Origin of the sequence: Ruminiclostridium cellobioparum DSM 1351 = ATCC 15832 (assembly GCF_000621505.1) — a bacterium.
In the GTDB taxonomy this organism is placed as follows: Bacteria; Bacillota; Clostridia; order Acetivibrionales; family DSM-1351; genus Ruminiclostridium; species Ruminiclostridium cellobioparum.
In genome coordinates, this window is the sequence record NZ_JHYD01000046.1 from 1 (window position 1) to 18,251 (window position 18,251).

The following is an 18,251-nucleotide window of genomic DNA, read 5'->3' on the forward strand; positions in this document are numbered from 1 at the left end:
CTTTTGGATTGGAAAATTCGCTCCCGTTATCCGTCAGAATTACCGGAAACAGCTTTTGGAAATTTTCCTTTCCGATGATTTTTCTGATATTACTGAAAATATCAATAACGGATTGAGAAGTATTTGCATCCCGTAAAAAAGCCAGCATAAAGGAGGTTTCAACAAAATGTATAGTTAATAAAACTTTACCACCCCTGCTTCCAATAACTGAATCCATCTGTACGGCAGAGATATCTGGATGTTTCTCAATGAATGTCTGAAAATCCTCATAGTTACGTCCAATCCGGCAACCTTTATCTACTTTGAATTCGGGCTTTTTATAGCGAGGACGGTACTTCACTTTACGAGGGAGATCAATGTTCCTTACATCAAAAAGGCAGGCATCAATATAGTTGTAAATTGTTTTTTCACTACACATAAGCTCATCCACATAAGTTGCATATATCTGATGGATGGATTGTCCCTTTCTAACAAGTGGAGAAATAATAGAATTTAAGCGTGCTAACTCTGCTTCGTTTGAAAGAATACCGCTTCTGGATTCAGAAATATTTTGTGAAAAAGCCAGGTGTGCATCTTCAGCATCATATACTGATTTTTTGAGTGTGCATTTATGGAGTTGCATACAACCATTACAAACGTATGGAGGTTTGAAACGGCATGAGCATACTTCTTCCTCATATTCAGGACAGAAGTCATTACAGTAGTTACACAACTTGCAGTATACAGTAGAAGGTCTTCTACAATTGGTTTTACCACAAATATACTTGACCTTGCAATTGCTACGTTGTTTACAGGCATTATATGCCCATCCACTGTAGCCGGACTTTCTCTCAAAAGAGTGTTTTTTTATTTCCTTTGCTATTGTAGTACGATCTTTACCAATAAGGTTTGCAATAGCTCCAAAGGAGAGGTGGTTCTTTAATCCGCCTTCAATTTCAAGGCGTTCTTCATAGGTTAAATATTTAGACATGGTTCCTCCCAATCTGCCACCAGTATTAGGAGCATAGCCACCAGTTAGAATATTTTAAACCAATGAAATATAAAAGGAGTCTGGCTTTAAGGAACGGGGGCTCTGCCCCAAACCCAGCGCTCATTGCCGCGCGGCTAGACCCTCAAAATATAAAAGAAGGCCAACCATTTAAGGTCAGCTTGTATATTTTGTAAGGGAAGAATCCATATTCCCTGTTAAGGCAATAAAAATAAAACTAAAGAGTAAAATGAATTAACTGGTATGGAAATTCATTTTACAATTGAGCACCCATTCTTGACCCATTCTTGAAAAAAATCATTTGATTAATTGGGATAAAATAGTATAATTGATACAAATACTTTTGTGATGGAATAGATATATTTACAGGTTGACATAAATTTATGTGTATAGTAAAATAACGCATACAAAGTATTTATAAAAATACAATTTAAAAAATGCAATAGAATATAAAAAGCGATGATCAAGAACCAGTAACAGTTTTACCAAATCCTTCAGAGAGTCTTCGGCCGGTGAAAGAAGGCAGGATACGGTATTGTGAATTCATCTTGGGAGCTGTGCGCTCAAAGGCAAATGCCCTGTAGGTGGCTTCGGGTTCCGCCCGTTATAGTGGAAGAACAATATTGGTAGTCTGTAACATCTAAAACGTATATTGTCCTGTGAGGAAAATTTTCTCAGGACAAGGCGGAGGAAGGCGGAATAATCGCTTTATTCCAACTGACGACAACGCAGTTCTGGGGAAATTTAACCGTTGGCAATGTATGAATTTAGGTGTTACAGACTACTAATGTTCGTGTGAGATTGTGCAAACAATGAAGCAAGGTGGTACCGCGATATTAATTCGCCCCTGTAAGTTTATTACTGGAGGCGATTTTTTATTGTCTGGAGCGGTGGTTCAAAGCAGCTCAAAATGAGCTGGTTGAATAATAAATTAATTAAATGTAGGACGGAGGTACGGTTATGAAAAAAATTAATAGGGGTTTGGCGTTATTAACGGTAGTTGCCATGATGGCAGGTGTAGCAGGCTGCGGCGCAAACAACAGTTCAAACAGCAGCTCAAATGGTACGGATGGGGCTGACACAAAAAAGCTGAACATCGGTATCGTTCAGTACATGGAGCACAGTGCGCTAGATAGCGCACGGGAGGGCTTTATAGAAGCCTTGAAAGACAATGGATATGTGGATGGAGAAAAAATAACCATTGATTTGCAGAATGCTCAGGGTGATCAGAGCAATCTTTCTACCATCAGTGATCGTTTTGTAAGCAATAAAGCAGACCTGGTGCTGGCAATAGCAACTCCGGCAGCCCAGTCCATTGCAGGAAAGACAACGGAGATACCAATACTGGCAACAGCAGTAACTGATTTCGAATCCGCCAAGCTTGTAAATTCCAATACTGCTCCCGGCGGAAATGTCAGCGGTACCACAGATATGAATCCAATTAAGGAACAAATGGATTTGCTGGTCAAATTGGTGCCGGGTGCAAAAAAGGTGGGAGTGATGTATACTTCCAGCGAAGATAACTCCATTTTGCAGGCAAAGCTTGCCAAAGAAGCTATTGAGAAGCTGGGACTGACATATGTCGAGGCTACCGTAACCAACTCAAACGATGTTCAACAGGCGGCACAGTCAATAGTCACACAGTGTGATGCAATCTATGTACCGACCGACAACACCTTTGCTTCAGCCATGCCTGTTGTAAGCGGTGTAACCACCAAAGCCAAAATACCTGTCATATGCGGGGAATCCGGCATGGTTGACAAGGGCGGGCTTGCCACTCTGGGTATAAATTACAGGGATCTGGGCTACCAGACAGGACTGATGGCGGTTAAAATATTAAAGGGTGAAGCAACACCTGCCACAATGCCAATTGAAGGCTCCAAGAATTTTGATTTTGCAATAAACGGAGCCGTAGCCGATGAAATAGGGCTTAAGATACCGGCGGATCTGGAACAGTACGTAATCAAGGGTAAATAATCAAAAAGCTATCATATAATATAATCACAAACTTTGAAGATAGAATGGAAAATGGGTGAATGTAATGTTGGATATATTTCTTGGGGCTATATCCCTTGGGCTGTTATGGGCCGTTATGACAATAGGGGTGTATATAACCTACCGTATTCTGGATATTGCGGATCTGACTGTGGAGGGAAGTATTGCAATGGGTGCTGCCATAGCAGCCAAGGCTATAAGTCTCGGAGTCAATCCCTTTGCGGCAACTGCTCTTGCGCTGTTGGGAGGCTTGACTGCCGGCCTGATAACGGGACTGCTGCACACAAAGCTTAAGATACCGGCGCTGTTGTCCGGAATCCTGACCATGATTGCCCTTTACTCGGTCAACCTCCATATCATGGGAAAGGCCAATGTGGCTCTGCTGCGTATGGATACGGTCTATACGCCGTTTACAAAATTGGGCATGAGTACGAGAGATGCCGTTATAGTTTTAGGCTTTATCTGCGTTTCGGCAGTGGTGGGAATTTTATATTGGTTCTTCGGAACCGAAATAGGCTCTGCCATACGTGCTACCGGTGACAACCCGCACATGGTCCGGGCACAGGGTATAAATACCAATATGATGAAGATCATAGGGCTGGTAATAAGTAACGGTCTGGTTGCAATCAGCGGTGCGCTGATTGCACAAAGCCAGGGCTTTGCAGATGTCCAAATGGGTACGGGATCAATAGTTATAGGTTTGGCATCGGTTATTATAGGTGAAGTGCTTTTCGGGAGGAAGAGTTTCTTCAGCCGGCTTCTATCACTGGCCCTGGGTGCCATGACCTACCGTATCATCATTGCATTCGTACTTAAATTGGGTATGCCCGCAAATGATCTGAAGCTGTTTACGGCAATAACGGTGGCCATAGCTCTGGCTTTGCCGGTATTCAAAACATATCTTCACCCAATTAAAATATCTATCAAGGAGGGTGACTAATGCTTCAGGTTAATGGAATATATAAGGTTTTTAATCCCGGAACGGTAAATGAAAAGGTTGCGCTGCGCAACGTCAGCCTGCAGCTTGATGAAGGTGATTTTGTCACTTTGATAGGGGGCAACGGGGCAGGCAAGTCAACTTTGCTCAATTGCGTGGCAGGTGTATATCCAATAGAAATGGGCTCAATAGTGATAGATAATACCGATGTGACAAAATACTCCGAACACAGGCGTGCAATAATGCTGGGAAGAGTATTCCAGGACCCCATGAGGGGTACTGCCGCCAACATGGGTATTGAGGAGAATCTTGCCCTTGCATACCGCAGGGGACAGCCCCGGGGTCTGAGATGGGGGATCAAAAACAAGGAAAGAACACTGTATAAGGAGCTGCTCAGCCATTTGGAGCTGGGGCTGGAAAACCGGCTGGATGCAAAAGTGGGGCTGCTATCGGGAGGACAGCGGCAAGCGCTGACTCTTTTAATGGCCACGCTGAAAAAGCCCAGATTGCTGCTGCTGGATGAGCATACGGCGGCCCTTGACCCCAAAACCGCTGAAAAGGTGCTCCAGCTCAGTGACAAATTTATTGAGGATGATAAACTCACAGCCCTAATGGTCACCCACAATATGCGCGACGCCATCAAACATGGCAACCGCCTGATAATGATGCATGAAGGACGCATAATTCTGGACATCAAGGGAGAGGACAAAAAGAAGCTCACTGTGGAGGATCTGCTGCAGCGCTTCGGCAGGGCAAGCGGCGAGGAATTCGCAAATGACCGTGCGCTGCTGTCATAGCAGATGTAAAAAACGCTAAATAATTTATAAATAAAAAAATCCATCCGGAGTTCCCGGATGGATTTTTTGGTGCTGTTAATCAACTTTTTAAATTCTTATTTGGCTAAAACTGCTTTAGCTTTAGCAGCAATGTTTTCAGCCGTGAAACCATAGTGCTTGAACAGAAGATCGGCAGGACCTGAAGCTCCGAAGGTGTCTATGGAAACGACTTCGCCCTTCAGACCTACATATTTGTGCCAGCCGAAGGAGGTAGCCGCTTCTACTGCAACTCTGCTGCAAACGGAGGAAGGCAATACACTTTCCTTGTACTCAGCCGTCTGTCTTTCGAACAGTTCCATTGAAGGCATGCTTACCACTCTGGCATCTATTCCTTCGGTCTGAAGCTGTTTTCCTGCTTCCAGAGCAGCGTGGACCTCAGAACCCGAAGCAATGAGGATAACCTGCGGAGTAGAATTCTTTGAATCCAACAGTGTATAAGCGCCCTTTAATGCCACCTTACCGTCAATGTCAAGCACAGGCAGGTTTTGTCTTGTCAATACCAAACAGGTCGGTGAGGATGGATTTGTAACTGCAGTAAACCAGCCGGCAGCTGTTTCGTTTGCATCGGCAGGTCTGAAATCTATGAAGTTGGGTATGCTTCTGATTGCAGCAAGCTGCTCAACAGGCTGGTGAGTAGGTCCGTCTTCTCCTACACCTATGCTGTCATGTGTCATAACATAGGTTACGGGTACATTCATAAGAGCGGACAATCTCATAGCGCCCTTCATGTAATCTGTGAAAACGAAGAAGGTCGAGCAGTATGCTTTCAAACCGCCATAAACAGCCATAGCGTTTGCTATTGCTGCCATTCCATGCTCTCTTACCCCAAAGTGGAGGTTCCTTCCGCTGTAATCGGCAGCAGAAAAATCGCCCATATCCTTCATGTAGGTTTTGTTTGAAGGAGCAAGGTCGGCAGAGCCTCCGACGAGGTTTGGAAGTTTCTTTGCCAGGTAATTTATAATATTTCCTGAGATAGCTCTGGTAGCGTTTGGCTTGCTGTCAAACTTCCAGTAGTTCTCATCATTCAGCAGAAGTTCTTCATAATTACCGGTCTGCCACAATTCCCATTCCTTTGCAAGGCCGGGGTATTCGGCAGCGTATTTCTTGAACATACCGTTCCAGGCTTCCTCGGCTTTCAAGCCTGACTGTATAAACTCCTTAGTAAAGCCTGCAACCTCATCAGTTATATTGAAACAATCATCCTTGCACATTCCGTAGAATTCCTTGGTCTTTGAGAGCCCTTCTTCACCGAGAGGTTCTCCGTGAACTCCGGCGGTACCGGCCTTTGGTGAACCGTAACCGATTTGAGTATTAACTATTATAATGGATGGCATACCGGTTTCAGCTTTAGCTTTTTCTATGGCAGTGCTGATATCATCAACACTGTTGCCGTCCTCAACTTTGAGAACCTGCCAGCCGTATGCATCAAAACGCTTTGCCACATCCTCTGTGAATGCAATGCTGGTATCGCCTTCTATGGTAATCTTGTTGCTGTCGTACAGAAGGATTAGTTTTCCGAGTTTCAAGGTTCCTGCCAAAGAAGCCGCTTCTGATGCAACACCTTCCATGAGGCAGCCGTCGCCTGATAATACATAGGTATAGTTGTCAACTACATTGTAGCCTTCCTTGTTGAATTTAGCGGCCATATGGCGTTCTGCCATTGCGAAGCCTACACCGTTGGCAATACCCTGACCCAGAGGTCCGGTAGTTATTTCAACGCCCGAAGTGTGGCCGTACTCGGGATGCCCCGGAGTTTTGCTGCCAAACTGTCTGAAATTCCTAAGGTCTTCAAGTGATACGTCATAGCCGAAAACATGCAGCAGTGAATATAACATTGCTGAACCATGTCCTGCCGACAGAACGAATCTGTCTCTTCCTGCCCATTTAGGATTTTTGGGATTATGTTTCATATGCCTGGCCCAAACGGAATACGCAATAGGCGCTGCACCGAGCGGAAGACCGGGATGTCCGGAATTTGCCTTTTGAACTGCTTCTGCTGCTAAAATCCTGATGGTATTTATGCATGCTGTGTCTAACTTACTCATTGCTAAGTCCTCCCCAATATCTATTTTATAATGCATAGGTTCAAAAGAACGTGGTACGTTCTTTAAAAATTTTTCGTCTGCAGAAAAATTTCTTACTTAAGCGCCGCTTCCAATGAAACGCCTCGTTATAACAATACCATAACCATCCCGAACTTAAAATAGGGATACACCGGTTAACTGCTTAATTTCCCGATGTGTGTTATAACTGTTAATATTAAAGTTTTAAAAAAGGTTTTATTAAAACTCAAATCACTAATATATTAACACATAAACAAGCAAAAAATAAATATAAAATCGTTACTTGTTAAAAAAATGTCTATATATTGAGGGAAAATGTATAAAACTGTATGTCAGGCAGTCATTACACAAACAGTTTCTGTGTAATAAGAATATTTTTCCCAACAAAGCAAATAAAATATTCTGTTTTAACACTATTTCTCAAGAGGAAATGTGACAAATACACAGGTGCCTTCATCAGGAGTACTGGTGAAGCGCAAGCCGTACGGTTCACCGTATGTAAGGCGGATACGCTCGTTTATATTCCAAACCCCGTAGCCCTTGTTTTCTCCGGGAGTGGCCAGCAATGCCGAAAGCTGTTCGGAACTCATTCCGACACCGTCATCTTCTATAGTTATCTGCAAAGCACCGCCGGAGGCCTGGCCTTTAATGGTTATTGTTCCGCGGCTGTCGGCTTTTTCGTAAATACCGTGGAGAATTGCATTTTCAATAAGCGGCTGCAATACTATTTTAATGATACGGCAGGAGGACAGCTCATCGGGGACATCAACCACCAAATTTATTTTATCTTCAAATCGCATATTCTGGATACTTACATAAGTCCTTACATGTGTCAGTTCCTTTTCCAGTGTTACAATATCTTCACCGTGCCCGAGACTCAGCTTGTAAAAACGCCCCAGACTTTTAGCGGCATTTTCAATTGCCGGCACTTTATTTTTTACAGCCAGCCAATAGATCATATCAAGAGTGTTGTATAAAAAATGCGGATTGATTAAAGATTGCAGGACTTTCAGTTCAAGATTTTTAATTTCGTAACCCAGCCTGTACTGTTCATCCAGCAGACCGCTGATTTTGCCGGCCATGTTGTTAAAGCTGTCGGTCAGCTCTCCGATCTCATCTTCACCGTTTTTAAGAGGCTCTATAATAAAGTTTTTGGAGCCGGCCTCCTTCATGTGGTGCTTGAGCCTGCGCAAACGGCTGGTAATGCTGTAGGAGGTAATATAAATTATAGGAATTGAAAATAAAAATAAAATGAGGACGATCCAGAACAATTGGTTTCGGTACAGATAGGCCGAGGTGAGAATATCACCGTTTGGCACAAGCATTACCAGTTTCCAGTCTGCGTGATCAATGTTATGGACCCCTACCAGGTAATCATTTTTGCTGATGTTTACTTTATGCATGGTGCCGTCGGCCGGCAGCTTATTTTCAGCTATGATGCCATTCAGGAAGTTAACCTCGGTAAGCGCAGAATCTCCTGTGGCAGTGATCATTTCATTGTGTGAATTGTATAAGGCAACGGTGGTATTTTTTGTTGTGGTCATTTTAGCGATTATTTCCTCAAAAACGCTTTGAGGGACGGTTCCTGTAATGACTCCTATATATTTATTGATACTGTTGAGGTCGGGAATTCTTTTTACAATGGAAATATAGGGACTTGGACACCCGGGATCAAAGAAATAGGAGGGAATCCACACCGTATCCAGCAGCGGACTGTTCTCAATGCGGGTGTACCAATCGCTCTGCTCGGCATTGGACAACCTTTTGAAATTATCCGTCTCTTCAAAGCTTGCCGGACCTTTTCTCATATACAGCCGTACGGTGGTAATGTCGCTGGTGGTATATGAATTGTATATAATATTCTTAATATCTTCTGTCTGAATGGTCCAATAGCCCTTGTTGTTACGATAGAAGGAGTCGCTGGTTTTCAATACGGTCTGAACATTTTCGTCAAAGCTTATTATATCAATAATATTTTTCAGTGAAAAAACCTTGTAACTTAAAAAGTCCGAGGTCTGGCTTATAACCTTTTCATTTGAATAAATAGCCTGTTCCTCACTTATCTGTGCCGAGCGGTAATAGTTTATTATAAGGATTAATGACAGGGGGAGCATCATTAATACGAGATAAGTGGCAAATAATTTGGTAACGAAGCTGTTACGCGGGATTTTGAAGGTGAGTTTTTTAGGGAAGGTCATGTTCTCTCCATTCCTCTGCTGTGCTGCAAATAATAAGCACAAAGTCTTTGTCCGCCGGGGTTCAAGGGAACTTTACCGGGGGTGGCTGTGGCGGTATTGGCTGGGAGTTTGACCGCAGCAGCGTTTGAACAGTGCACTCATATAGTTGGGGTCTGTGATACCCACCTTTTCTGTAATTTCATAAAGACGAAGGTCGGTGCCCTTCAGCAGTTTTTTTACTTTTTCCATCCTGACCTGAATAATAAAATCATTAACCGTAACATTGGTATTTTGCTTAAAAAGTGAACACAGGTAATTTTGCGACAAACCTACATGGTCTGCAATTGTCTTTACCGACAAATCACAATTGTTATAGTTCCACAGTATAAAATGTATTGCTTCCTTGATCTTCAAGTCATAGAGGTCATTTCCCAGGGTTTGAAATGCACGCATGCCCTCCAGTATGAGTTCCCGGATTTCACCCAGGTTGTATTGTTCAAAGTCTTCAAATGACATTAAGTTATTATTTAAGGTGAGTTCCATCATATTTTTATAGAGTGAGTACAGATGTTTCCTGACATTTTCAATATCACTGAACTGTTCTTTTTCAAGGAAGGAGAACACCTGCAGGGTACTGTCCAGATTGATGCTCAAGGTCTCAAAGTATTGCTCCGGCAGCATTTTTTCCCTGTGCCCATTTTTGAAGGCAATAATTTGGCCGGTTCCGAGATAAAAGCTTTGCATTGCAGCCTTGCAGGACTGCCGGTAAGCGCGGGGCAGCTCCCTGAGAGTATTGCAGACAGGACTGATGCCTATGGTTACAGATAGCTGCAGCTTTTCGGCAATGGCCTCCCTCAGGAGTGCTGCTGCCGACTCAAGGGCATTGCCGGTTGTACCGTTTAAAAGCAGCGCAATATCACCGCCTGCGGTCTGCCCTGCAAAAAAGTCAAGAGGTAAAGGGTTTGAGCTGCTTTCTAAAAAAGTATAGATTGAATTTATCAAATCCCTGGAGTTTTTATTGTATAAGGATTTTTTATCTGTATGTATACATAGAACGGCATAAAGTGAATTATTGTCCCAGGTGAAATAAAGCGGAGAATATTTGGCCCTGAAGGAATCATAGTCAAGATCCGGTAATATCAATGCCAGGGCAATTTCCTGCTTCACCAGCGGAAAAGATTCCACCAGGCCTGACAGCAGTAAATCATTACTTTGTTTCTTGAGATTGTCATTTTGCAGCTGGGTGACGGTCTCCGATATTACATTAGTGATTTCGCTGATGTCAATAGGTTTCTCTATGTAGCTTTCCGCCTTTAAGGAAATGGCGGATTTCAAATATTCCTTGTCGGAATATCCGCTCAAAAAAATTATTTTACAATCGGGATAACCGGCGCGGACATTGGTTGCCAGTTCAATACCGTCCATGTGAGGCATCTTTACGTCACACAGCAATATGTCAATATGCTTGTTCAGCATCAATGCAAGGGCTTCTTTCCCGTCGGGGGCTGTGTAAACTTCACCGATGTTCATATCCGGCCAGTTAATATTTTCAAACAGACCTTCACGAGTAAGTTTTTCATCATCAACTATTAGTAAATTGAACATAAAGCCTCCAGGGTATATGCAATGTAAAGAAGAGTGACAAAATCGGAGAATTTCTAAGATTATAGTAATATTGTTATATTAACTTTGTCAAGGAAAATCTATATACTATGGCTTAGAACGATAAAGGTCATGACCCGTTTTAAAATCAAAAATATTATCAATTAAGGAGATAAAAAGATGAGAAAAGCATTATCATTTTTTTTAGTGATCGTTATATGCATGAGCCTTTTTGCCGGCTGCGGCAGTTCAGAAGAAAATTCAGCCGGTACAGCATCTTCTGCCGGCACAGCCGGTGCCACAGATGCAGCCGCTGTGAGTACATCAGGTTCTGATCAGGTATGGAGCGGTGACCCGGTATCATTAAAGATGATGGTATTTCCGGCAACCGAAAACTATCAGAAAATAAATGAACAATTCCTGGCGGCTAATCCCGAGATAGATAAAAAAGTGGATATTAATGTGGAATTAGGCGGCAGCGGTGATGGTGATGTTGCGACAAAACTGCGTCTGTTACTTGCATCAAGACAGGAGCTGCCAAACCTCATCCGTTTAAATTATACACAGCTGCCTGAGTTTGCCGAGGCAGGAGTACTTGAACCGGTTAAGGATTATATTGAACCTTATGAAAACAACATTATTGACGCTGCAAAAAGTGTAATGAAATATAACGATGAATATTATGCTTTTCCTCGTGAGATCAAACCCAAAGTATGGTTCTACCGTGCGGATATTTTCAAGGAATGCGGAATAGACCCATACCAGGTTAAAACAATTGATGATTATATAGCAGCAGGTAAGAAGATTCAGGAGAAATATCCCAAGGCATGTATGGAAAATTATAATGCACCCAGCCAGGCTTATGACCTGATGATGATGATGTCGGGCACAGAAAACGGCCGTTTCTGTGACAAAGACGGCAATTACAATTTTGCAGATAATGCGGATGTAAAACTCACCTTTGAGCGTATAAAGAAAATCAAGGATTCGGGTGTGAACAGCAGTGTAACTGAATGGAGTGCCGATTGGGCGCCTGCGTTCAGCAGCGGAGAAATCGTAAGCCAATTGATGGGCGGATGGTTTAAAACCGACTTTATGAACTTCAAACTGGAGGACCAGAAGGGTAAATGGGCTATTGCACCATGGCCTGAAGAAATCCGTCAGGGTTCGGATGCAGGCGGAGCTATTTGGGTAATACCGGCTGAAAGCAAAAACAAAGAGGTTTCGGGCTCATATATATCAAAGCTGTGTTTTGATAACGATGCTGCAAAAATTATTTATGATGTAACAGGAATAATACCGGCATTAAAATCAGCCCAGGAAGATCCATATTTTAACGCACCGCATGCATACTATGCATCCAGTCTTGGTCCTGTCAACTTTGAAGCAATGAGCTATCTCAAGGTTTATCCGTATACTCCTGCTTCATCACAGGAAATAACCATTGCAACACAATACCTGGATGAATATATCAGAGGAAAGATGACGGTGAATGAGGCATTAAAGGCTGCGCAGGCTGATATGATAAGTCAGATCGGAAACCCATACAAGAAATAATTACGTTTAACCGGCAAATTTTATGGGCCAAGAAACCGTTTGTTTCAACCGCCCATAAAATTTAAAGGTTAAATTTGTAAGGAGGATACTACATTGCAAATACAAAAAAAAGCCGGTAGAACTCAACAAAAAATGGTACCCTACCTGTTCATTCTGCCTTTTTTGATTTCCTATATACTTTTCTTCCTATATCCTGCCATTTATTCCTTTGTATTAAGTTTTTATAAATACAAGGGTTATGGGGAGGCAAAATTCATTGGTATATCAAATTATGCAAGCCTCTTTCAATATGAAACCTTGTGGAAGTGCCTGGGGAACACTTTTTTCTATTTTATTGCAAGCTTTATTCCAACCATGATTTTTGCATTTCTATTGGCCATGCTGGTACGGTCAAAATTAATACAACGGTTCCAATCCTTTTATAAGCCTATTTTGTTTTTACCGCAGATTTGTGCTGTCGTAGCAAGTGCATTATGCTTTAAAATCATATTCGGTGAGCGTGTCGGCGTATTCAGCCAGCTTTTAAACACTCAAATACCATTCCTGACCGATGACCGGTATATGAAGTGGACCGTAGTAATTTTAATAACCTGGCGCGCCATCGGCTGGTATTTTATCATATATCTTTCGGGGCTGACAACCATCAGTGACGAAATTATGGAAGCGGCGACCATAGATGGGGCAAATAATGTTCAGAGCACTTTTTTCATTACAATACCTTTGATGAAACCCATATTCATGCTGGCGTTTATCACAAATGCAATTGGATCTCTTAAAATTTTCACCGAGCCAAACCTTGTTCTGGGTATAAACTATGATCCTCCCATGAAGGCTGCACCATTTATCAATATAATTTTAAACAACCTGAATGGCAGCCAGTTTGGTATGGCAAGTGCCGCCGGCTGGATACTGGTCATGGTTATTTTTATACTGACATTGATACAACTTAAATTTTTTAAAGGAGAAGAATGATGAAAATAAATGACAGAATAAGTTCAATATTAATTCATATCGTTTTAATCCTTTTCAGCCTTCTGGCAATTTATCCGGTTTTTATAATGGTGTCCGGTTCACTTAAGACTGCAACCGAGCTTTCGGCAAATGCATCCGGATTTCCCATGGCTCCGACACTGGAAAACTATGTACGTCTGTTCAACTTTGATTCCGGACTGATAGTGAGAACATTTTCAAACAGTATTTTTGTTGCGGCCGCATATTCTGGTTTAACTGTAATTATAGCCAGTCTTGCAGGTTTTGCATTTGCCAAATATAAATTTTTCGGAAGAGATATATTATTCGTTATGCTGCTGATAACGATGATGATACCGGCAGAGCTCAACATGACTCCGCTGTATCTGATGTTTTCCAAGCTACACTGGCTGAACACCTACAAGGTACAGATATTTCCGGGAATAGCAAATGTATTTGCACTGTTTTTAATGAGGCAGTATATGGTCACAATTCCCGATTCACTTATAGAAGCTGCCCGTATAGACGGCGCAAGGGACTTTAAAATTTTCTACAGGATTATTATGCCCATATCAATGCCATCCATCAGTGCATTGGCAATACTGCAGTTTTTAAGCAAGTGGAATGAAATACTTTACCCTAAAATAATGCTTACAAAGAAAGAAATAATGCCTATTATGATAATACTTCCCACTCTGAATGAGTTGGATTCGGCCCGCAGCGTTCCATGGGAACTGGTTTTGACCGGTTGTACTCTTGTTACGGTCCCTATCATAATCGTATTTTTAATTTTTCAGGATAAATTCCTTTCCAGTGTTACATTGGGCGCTGTAAAAGGATAATATATTCAAAAGGAGACGAACTATATGAATCGTATTGATAATATAAGGCAAAAAATTGCCGAAGGTAAACTTGTAAAGGGATTCTTTCTCACCATGGCGGATCCCATGGTAAGTGAAATTGCCGGCTATGCGGGGTATGACTATGTCTGGATAGACGCAGAGCACGGGCCGCTGGACCGTCAGGAGATATTCCACCACATTGTGGCAGCTCAGGGATCTGGCTGCTGTGCTTTTGTACGTGTACCTGCTGCCGATCCGGCTGCAATGAAAGCCATTCTGGATATGGGGCCTGACGGCATAATTTTCCCGTTTGTAGACAATAAGGAAATTGCTCAAAGGGCGGTGCAAGCCTGTGCCTATCCTGACGGTGAAATTCATGGAGTACGCGGTCAGGGCCCTATCCGTGCCATAAAGTACGGACTTGAAGATGAAGGAGCCTATTTGAAAACCGCATATGAAAAAGTCTTTAAGATAGTTCAGATAGAATCCCTGGAGGGCTATGAAAATCTGGATGAGATCATGCAGGTAAAAGGTATTGATTCAATCTTCATCGGTGCTGCGGATCTGTCCAGAAGCATAGCAGGCAGGGGTAATGACCTGGACCTGAATACGGTATATAATGATATATGCAGCCGGGTGCGCAAAAACAACATGGTGCTTGGCGCGGCCATCGGAGCAACTGCTGAAGATGCCGCCAGAGTTACGGCTAAGGGTGTTCAGTACGTTGTGTTCGGTCAGGACGCCAGAGTGCTTGCGTCGGGCTTAAAAGCCAACCTGGATGCACTGAAGGATTTTTAACATTATTTATTACAATTTGTGGCCGCTATTGCGGCTCAAAGCCATAACATGGCTTGGGAGGTCAATATGGAGTATACGGCAAACACGGCAAGATATGAGAAAATGAAGTACAACCGCTGCGGAAGAAGCGGTTTGCTGCTGCCTGCAATGAGTCTTGGACTCTGGCACAACTTCGGTGACTGCGCGCTTTATTCAAACAGCAAAAACATGCTGCTGGGCGCATTTGATCTAGGCATTACGCATTTCGATCTGGCAAACAACTATGGACCAAGTGCCGGCAGCGCCGAGGAAACCTTTGGAAAGGTTATAAGTGAGGAACTCAGACCATACCGCGACGAGTTAATAATTTCAACAAAAGCCGGCTATTACATGTGGCCGGGACCTTACGGCGAATGGGGCAGCAAGAAGAACCTGGTGGCAAGTCTGGACCAGAGCCTTAAAAGAATGAAGCTGGACTATGTGGATATTTTTTATCATCACAGACCCGATCCCAATACCCCTCTGGAGGAAACCATGGATGCGCTGGCTGGAATAGTCCGCAGCGGAAAGGCTTTATATGCGGGTATCAGCAATTATAATCCCGAGGATACCGGGAAAGCTGCTGTTATTTTAAAGGATATGGGAGTTCACTGTCTCATTCATCAAATGAACTATTCAATGTTCAACCGGCAAACGGAGAAGGTTCTGGATGTGCTTGACGAGCAGGGCATTGGAAGTATAGCCTTTTCGCCTCTGGCACAGGGGCTGCTGACCGGCAAATATGCAAATGGGATACCGTCTGATTCCAGAGCGGCAGGGCACAGCGTGTTTTTGACAAAGGACAGTATTACACCGGAGAAAATAGAGAAAGCCAACCGGTTGAGTCAGCTGGCTGCCGAAAGGGGACAGAGCCTCACACAGATGGCTCTTGCCTGGGTATTAAGAAGAGACAGGGTGACAAGTGTTATCCTGGGGGCAAGCCGTCTTGAACAGATCAAGGAAAATATTGACGCTCTGAACCGGGCGGAATTTACAGATGAGGAACTGGCACGGATCGACGCAATACTTAAGTAATCCTCAGGGAATAAGTGTTGATGGAAACTAAAATTGCTGGGAGAATGTTATATGGTTTTGGACTTATTTGAGAACAGGGAATTATATTTTAATATGCACAGCGGCTTCAAGCCCGCCTTTGAGTTTATTGAAGCCTGTATAAGCGGAAATCCCCTGCCGGGCAAATATGAGATAAATGCTGAAAAGGTATATGCCATGGTCCAGGAATATGAAACCGTCCCGGGAAATGAAATCCTGTGGGAAGCGCATAGAAAATATATTGATATACAGTATATTTACCGGGGAAGTGAGCTCATCCATTGTGCAAATATCCGCGAAATGCCGCCGGATACAGTTTACAATGAGGAGAGGGACTGCCTGCTGTGCAGTTTCAACGGGGGGATGCAGCTGAAGCTGGATACGGGCAGTTTTGCCGTATTTTATCCCCACGATATGCATAAGCCTATGTGTATGGCGGATAGCCCGTCAAAAGTTAAAAAAATAATTGTAAAGGTGGCGGTGCAGGAGTAAAAGACTGCCACCCGGAAAATTATAATACATCCTAAACAGCTGTCTTTGACAATTATTAATCATGATTGTTTGAGGGCGGCTCTTTTTTCTTGTTAATACAGGGCTTGCGTTTTCTGTGCAATATTGTAAATATCAAGTTTATTTTGGTATACTATTTAAATAGGTATTTTAAATACTCAGCGGGTGTTTTACCGGCTGGGATAAACGAAGCAGTTTGTACTTGAAAGGATATCTGCAATGTCGGAAATAAATGCAAGGCACAGGGAAAAATGTGATGTCAATAAAACCTGCAGCGGGTACTGCTGTACTCAAATAAAAGACTTTTCGGTTAGGATAGGGAAAACAGAGATTTTGCACGATGTGAACCTGCATCTGCACTGCGGAGAACTGACTGCTTTGATAGGTCCCAACGGGGCAGGGAAGAGCACGCTGCTGAAGGCAATCCTTGGAGAGATAAAGCATGAGGGATCAATTGTTTTTGCAGGCTCCAACGGGCAGAATAGTGCCAAACCCATGGTGGGCTATGTGCCGCAGCAGTTGGAATTTGATACTGCGGCACCGGTGAGTGTGAAAAACCTCTTTACAGCATGCATGGGCAGAAAGCCTGCCTTTCATAGCACTTCCAAAGAATTGACCAAAAGGATATCGGACTGCCTGGCGCGGGTGCAGGGTGAAGGCTTAATTGACAAAAGGCTGGGGGCTCTGTCGGGAGGCGAACTTCAAAGGGTACTGCTGGCCCTGGCCCTGGAACCTGTTCCCCAGCTGCTTCTGATGGACGAGCCGGTATCGGGGGTTGACCGGAAGGGGCTTGAAGTATTTTATGAAATAGTCTCGCATATAAGAGAAAAATATGACCTGACAATCATACTGGTATCCCACGACCTTGATCTGGTAAAAAAACACGCCGACAGGGTTGTGCTGCTGAATAGGACAGTAATTCTGAACGGGCCTCCGGATAAGGTATACAGCGATAAAAAGTTATCCGAGACTTTTGGCCTGACTGGATTAATCGGCAGCAGTGAAGAGGGGGAATGAGCTTGAGCCAGATATATAGTTTGTTGAATACCATCCTGCCGTTTGAATGGCTGGGATATGATTTTATGAAGAATGCCTTTCTGGCTGTATTGCTGATAACACCCATATTCGGTATTTTGGGAACCATTATTGTCAACAACCGCATGGCCTTTTTCTCAGATGCCCTTGGCCATGGAGCTTTTACAGGAATAGCCATAGGAAGTGTAATAGGGATAATTCAGCCGATATGGTCGGCAGTGGTGTTTTCAGTCGCTTTTTCGGTACTTATTACACTTATAAAAAATAAAACCAAAACTTCAACAGATACGGTAATAGGTGTGTTTTCGTCAGCCGCCATCGCTCTGGGTGTAGTGCTGGTGACTTCGGGCAGTATCAGCTACAACTCTTATCTGGTGGGAGACTTGCTCAGCATAAGTCCCCTTGAGGTAGGAATCCTGCTCATACTCGCTGTAGTTATAGTTATTTTATGGATTTTATTTTACAATAAGGTTTTACTGGTCAGTGTCAATATATCTCTGGCCAGAAGCCGCGGCATAAATACCATGGCTGTGGAGCTGGCCTTTACTGCAATAATAGCTGTTACGGTCACCCTGGTCATACAGTGGATAGGCTTGCTGATAATAAACTCACTGCTGGTGCTGCCGGCCGCCGCCGCCAGGAATGTTTCTGCAAATGCACGGCAGTATAACGTCCTGACTATACTGATCTCAATTGTCTCAGGGCTGATCGGACTGATATTGTCCTACTACATGGATACTGCCACAGGTGCAACAATTGTAATCGTTTCTGCAATAATATATTTTATAACACTGGGTCTGCGGAAGAGGTTTGCCTGAGTATCTTGAGTATAATAAAAATAAGAGCATAAAAATACCGGTACTGTGATAGT

Annotated in this window: 15 protein-coding genes; 11 read left to right on the forward strand and 4 right to left on the reverse strand. The window is 43.2% G+C overall.

Going from position 1 to position 18,251, the window contains the following annotated elements:
- Positions 1 to 970, reverse strand: a 970-nt coding sequence (locus tag T344_RS0116310; protein WP_027629238.1) for a helix-turn-helix domain-containing protein, incomplete at its 3' end; no start/stop codon positions are given.
- Positions 971 to 1,948: 978 nt separating this feature from the next.
- On the opposite strand from T344_RS0116310, the gene T344_RS0116315 reads away from it, so the two are divergent.
- The 3 genes from T344_RS0116315 to T344_RS0116325 all read left to right on the forward strand — a co-directional run bounded on the left by T344_RS0116315 (position 1,949) and on the right by T344_RS0116325 (position 4,717).
- Entirely contained in the window at positions 1,949 to 2,965 is a 1,017-nt protein-coding gene (locus tag T344_RS0116315; RefSeq protein WP_027629592.1) for an ABC transporter substrate-binding protein, read from the forward strand.
- Between the two features lie 64 nt (positions 2,966 to 3,029).
- Positions 3,030 to 3,923 carry an ABC transporter permease gene (locus T344_RS0116320; RefSeq protein ID WP_004626436.1) on the forward strand — a complete coding sequence of 298 codons (894 nt, stop codon included), beginning with the start codon at positions 3,030 to 3,032 and terminating at the stop codon, positions 3,921 to 3,923.
- Entirely contained in the window at positions 3,923 to 4,717 is a 795-nt protein-coding gene (locus tag T344_RS0116325; protein WP_027629593.1) for an ABC transporter ATP-binding protein, read from the forward strand. Before T344_RS0116320 ends, T344_RS0116325 begins: the two co-directional genes overlap by 1 nt.
- A 95-nt stretch (positions 4,718 to 4,812) precedes the next feature.
- On the opposite strand, the gene tkt is transcribed toward T344_RS0116325, so the two are convergent.
- The 3 genes from tkt to T344_RS0116340 form a co-directional block, all read right to left on the reverse strand.
- Positions 4,813 to 6,801 carry a transketolase gene (gene tkt / locus T344_RS0116330; RefSeq protein WP_027629594.1) on the reverse strand — a complete coding sequence of 663 codons (1,989 nt, stop codon included), beginning with the start codon at positions 6,799 to 6,801 and terminating at the stop codon, positions 4,813 to 4,815.
- A gap of 431 nt (positions 6,802 to 7,232) precedes the next feature.
- The gene (locus T344_RS0116335; protein ID WP_154669450.1) at positions 7,233 to 9,059 is read right to left on the reverse strand and encodes a sensor histidine kinase; all 1,827 of its coding nucleotides are present in this window, start codon (positions 9,057 to 9,059) and stop codon (positions 7,233 to 7,235) included.
- A gap of 30 nt (positions 9,060 to 9,089) precedes the next feature.
- Positions 9,090 to 10,601 carry a response regulator gene (locus tag T344_RS0116340; RefSeq protein ID WP_034861884.1) on the reverse strand — a complete coding sequence of 504 codons (1,512 nt, stop codon included), beginning with the start codon at positions 10,599 to 10,601 and terminating at the stop codon, positions 9,090 to 9,092.
- A 177-nt stretch (positions 10,602 to 10,778) separates the two neighbouring features.
- Here T344_RS0116340 and T344_RS0116345 point away from each other — a divergent pair, with 177 nt between their 5' ends.
- The 8 genes from T344_RS0116345 to T344_RS0116380 all read left to right on the forward strand — a co-directional run bounded on the left by T344_RS0116345 (position 10,779) and on the right by T344_RS0116380 (position 18,198).
- Positions 10,779 to 12,155 carry an ABC transporter substrate-binding protein gene (locus tag T344_RS0116345; protein ID WP_027629597.1) on the forward strand — a complete coding sequence of 459 codons (1,377 nt, stop codon included), beginning with the start codon at positions 10,779 to 10,781 and terminating at the stop codon, positions 12,153 to 12,155.
- A gap of 93 nt (positions 12,156 to 12,248) precedes the next feature.
- On the forward strand, positions 12,249 to 13,127 hold the full coding sequence (locus T344_RS0116350; protein ID WP_027629598.1) for a carbohydrate ABC transporter permease: 879 nt from the start codon (positions 12,249 to 12,251) through the stop codon (positions 13,125 to 13,127).
- The gene (locus tag T344_RS0116355) at positions 13,124 to 13,966 is read left to right on the forward strand and encodes a carbohydrate ABC transporter permease (protein WP_027629599.1); all 843 of its coding nucleotides are present in this window, start codon (positions 13,124 to 13,126) and stop codon (positions 13,964 to 13,966) included. The genes T344_RS0116350 and T344_RS0116355 overlap by 4 nt, the downstream gene beginning before the upstream one ends.
- Before the next feature lie 24 nt (positions 13,967 to 13,990).
- On the forward strand, positions 13,991 to 14,764 hold the full coding sequence (locus tag T344_RS0116360) for an HpcH/HpaI aldolase family protein (RefSeq protein ID WP_027629600.1): 774 nt from the start codon (positions 13,991 to 13,993) through the stop codon (positions 14,762 to 14,764).
- Positions 14,765 to 14,830: 66 nt separating this feature from the next.
- Positions 14,831 to 15,817, forward strand: a complete 987-nt coding sequence (locus T344_RS0116365) for an aldo/keto reductase (RefSeq protein WP_027629601.1) — start codon at positions 14,831 to 14,833, stop codon at positions 15,815 to 15,817.
- Positions 15,818 to 15,868: 51 nt separating this feature from the next.
- Positions 15,869 to 16,327 (forward strand): NanQ anomerase/TabA/YiaL family protein, encoded by a 459-nt coding sequence (locus T344_RS0116370; protein ID WP_027629602.1) that lies wholly within the window; start codon positions 15,869 to 15,871, stop codon positions 16,325 to 16,327.
- A gap of 237 nt (positions 16,328 to 16,564) precedes the next feature.
- Entirely contained in the window at positions 16,565 to 17,362 is a 798-nt protein-coding gene (locus T344_RS0116375; protein WP_027629603.1) for a metal ABC transporter ATP-binding protein, read from the forward strand.
- Positions 17,359 to 18,198: a metal ABC transporter permease gene (locus T344_RS0116380; RefSeq protein WP_034861887.1), complete on the forward strand. Its 840-nt coding sequence runs from the start codon at positions 17,359 to 17,361 to the stop codon at positions 18,196 to 18,198. Before T344_RS0116375 ends, T344_RS0116380 begins: the two co-directional genes overlap by 4 nt.
- The last annotated feature ends 53 nt before the right edge of the window (positions 18,199 to 18,251 follow it).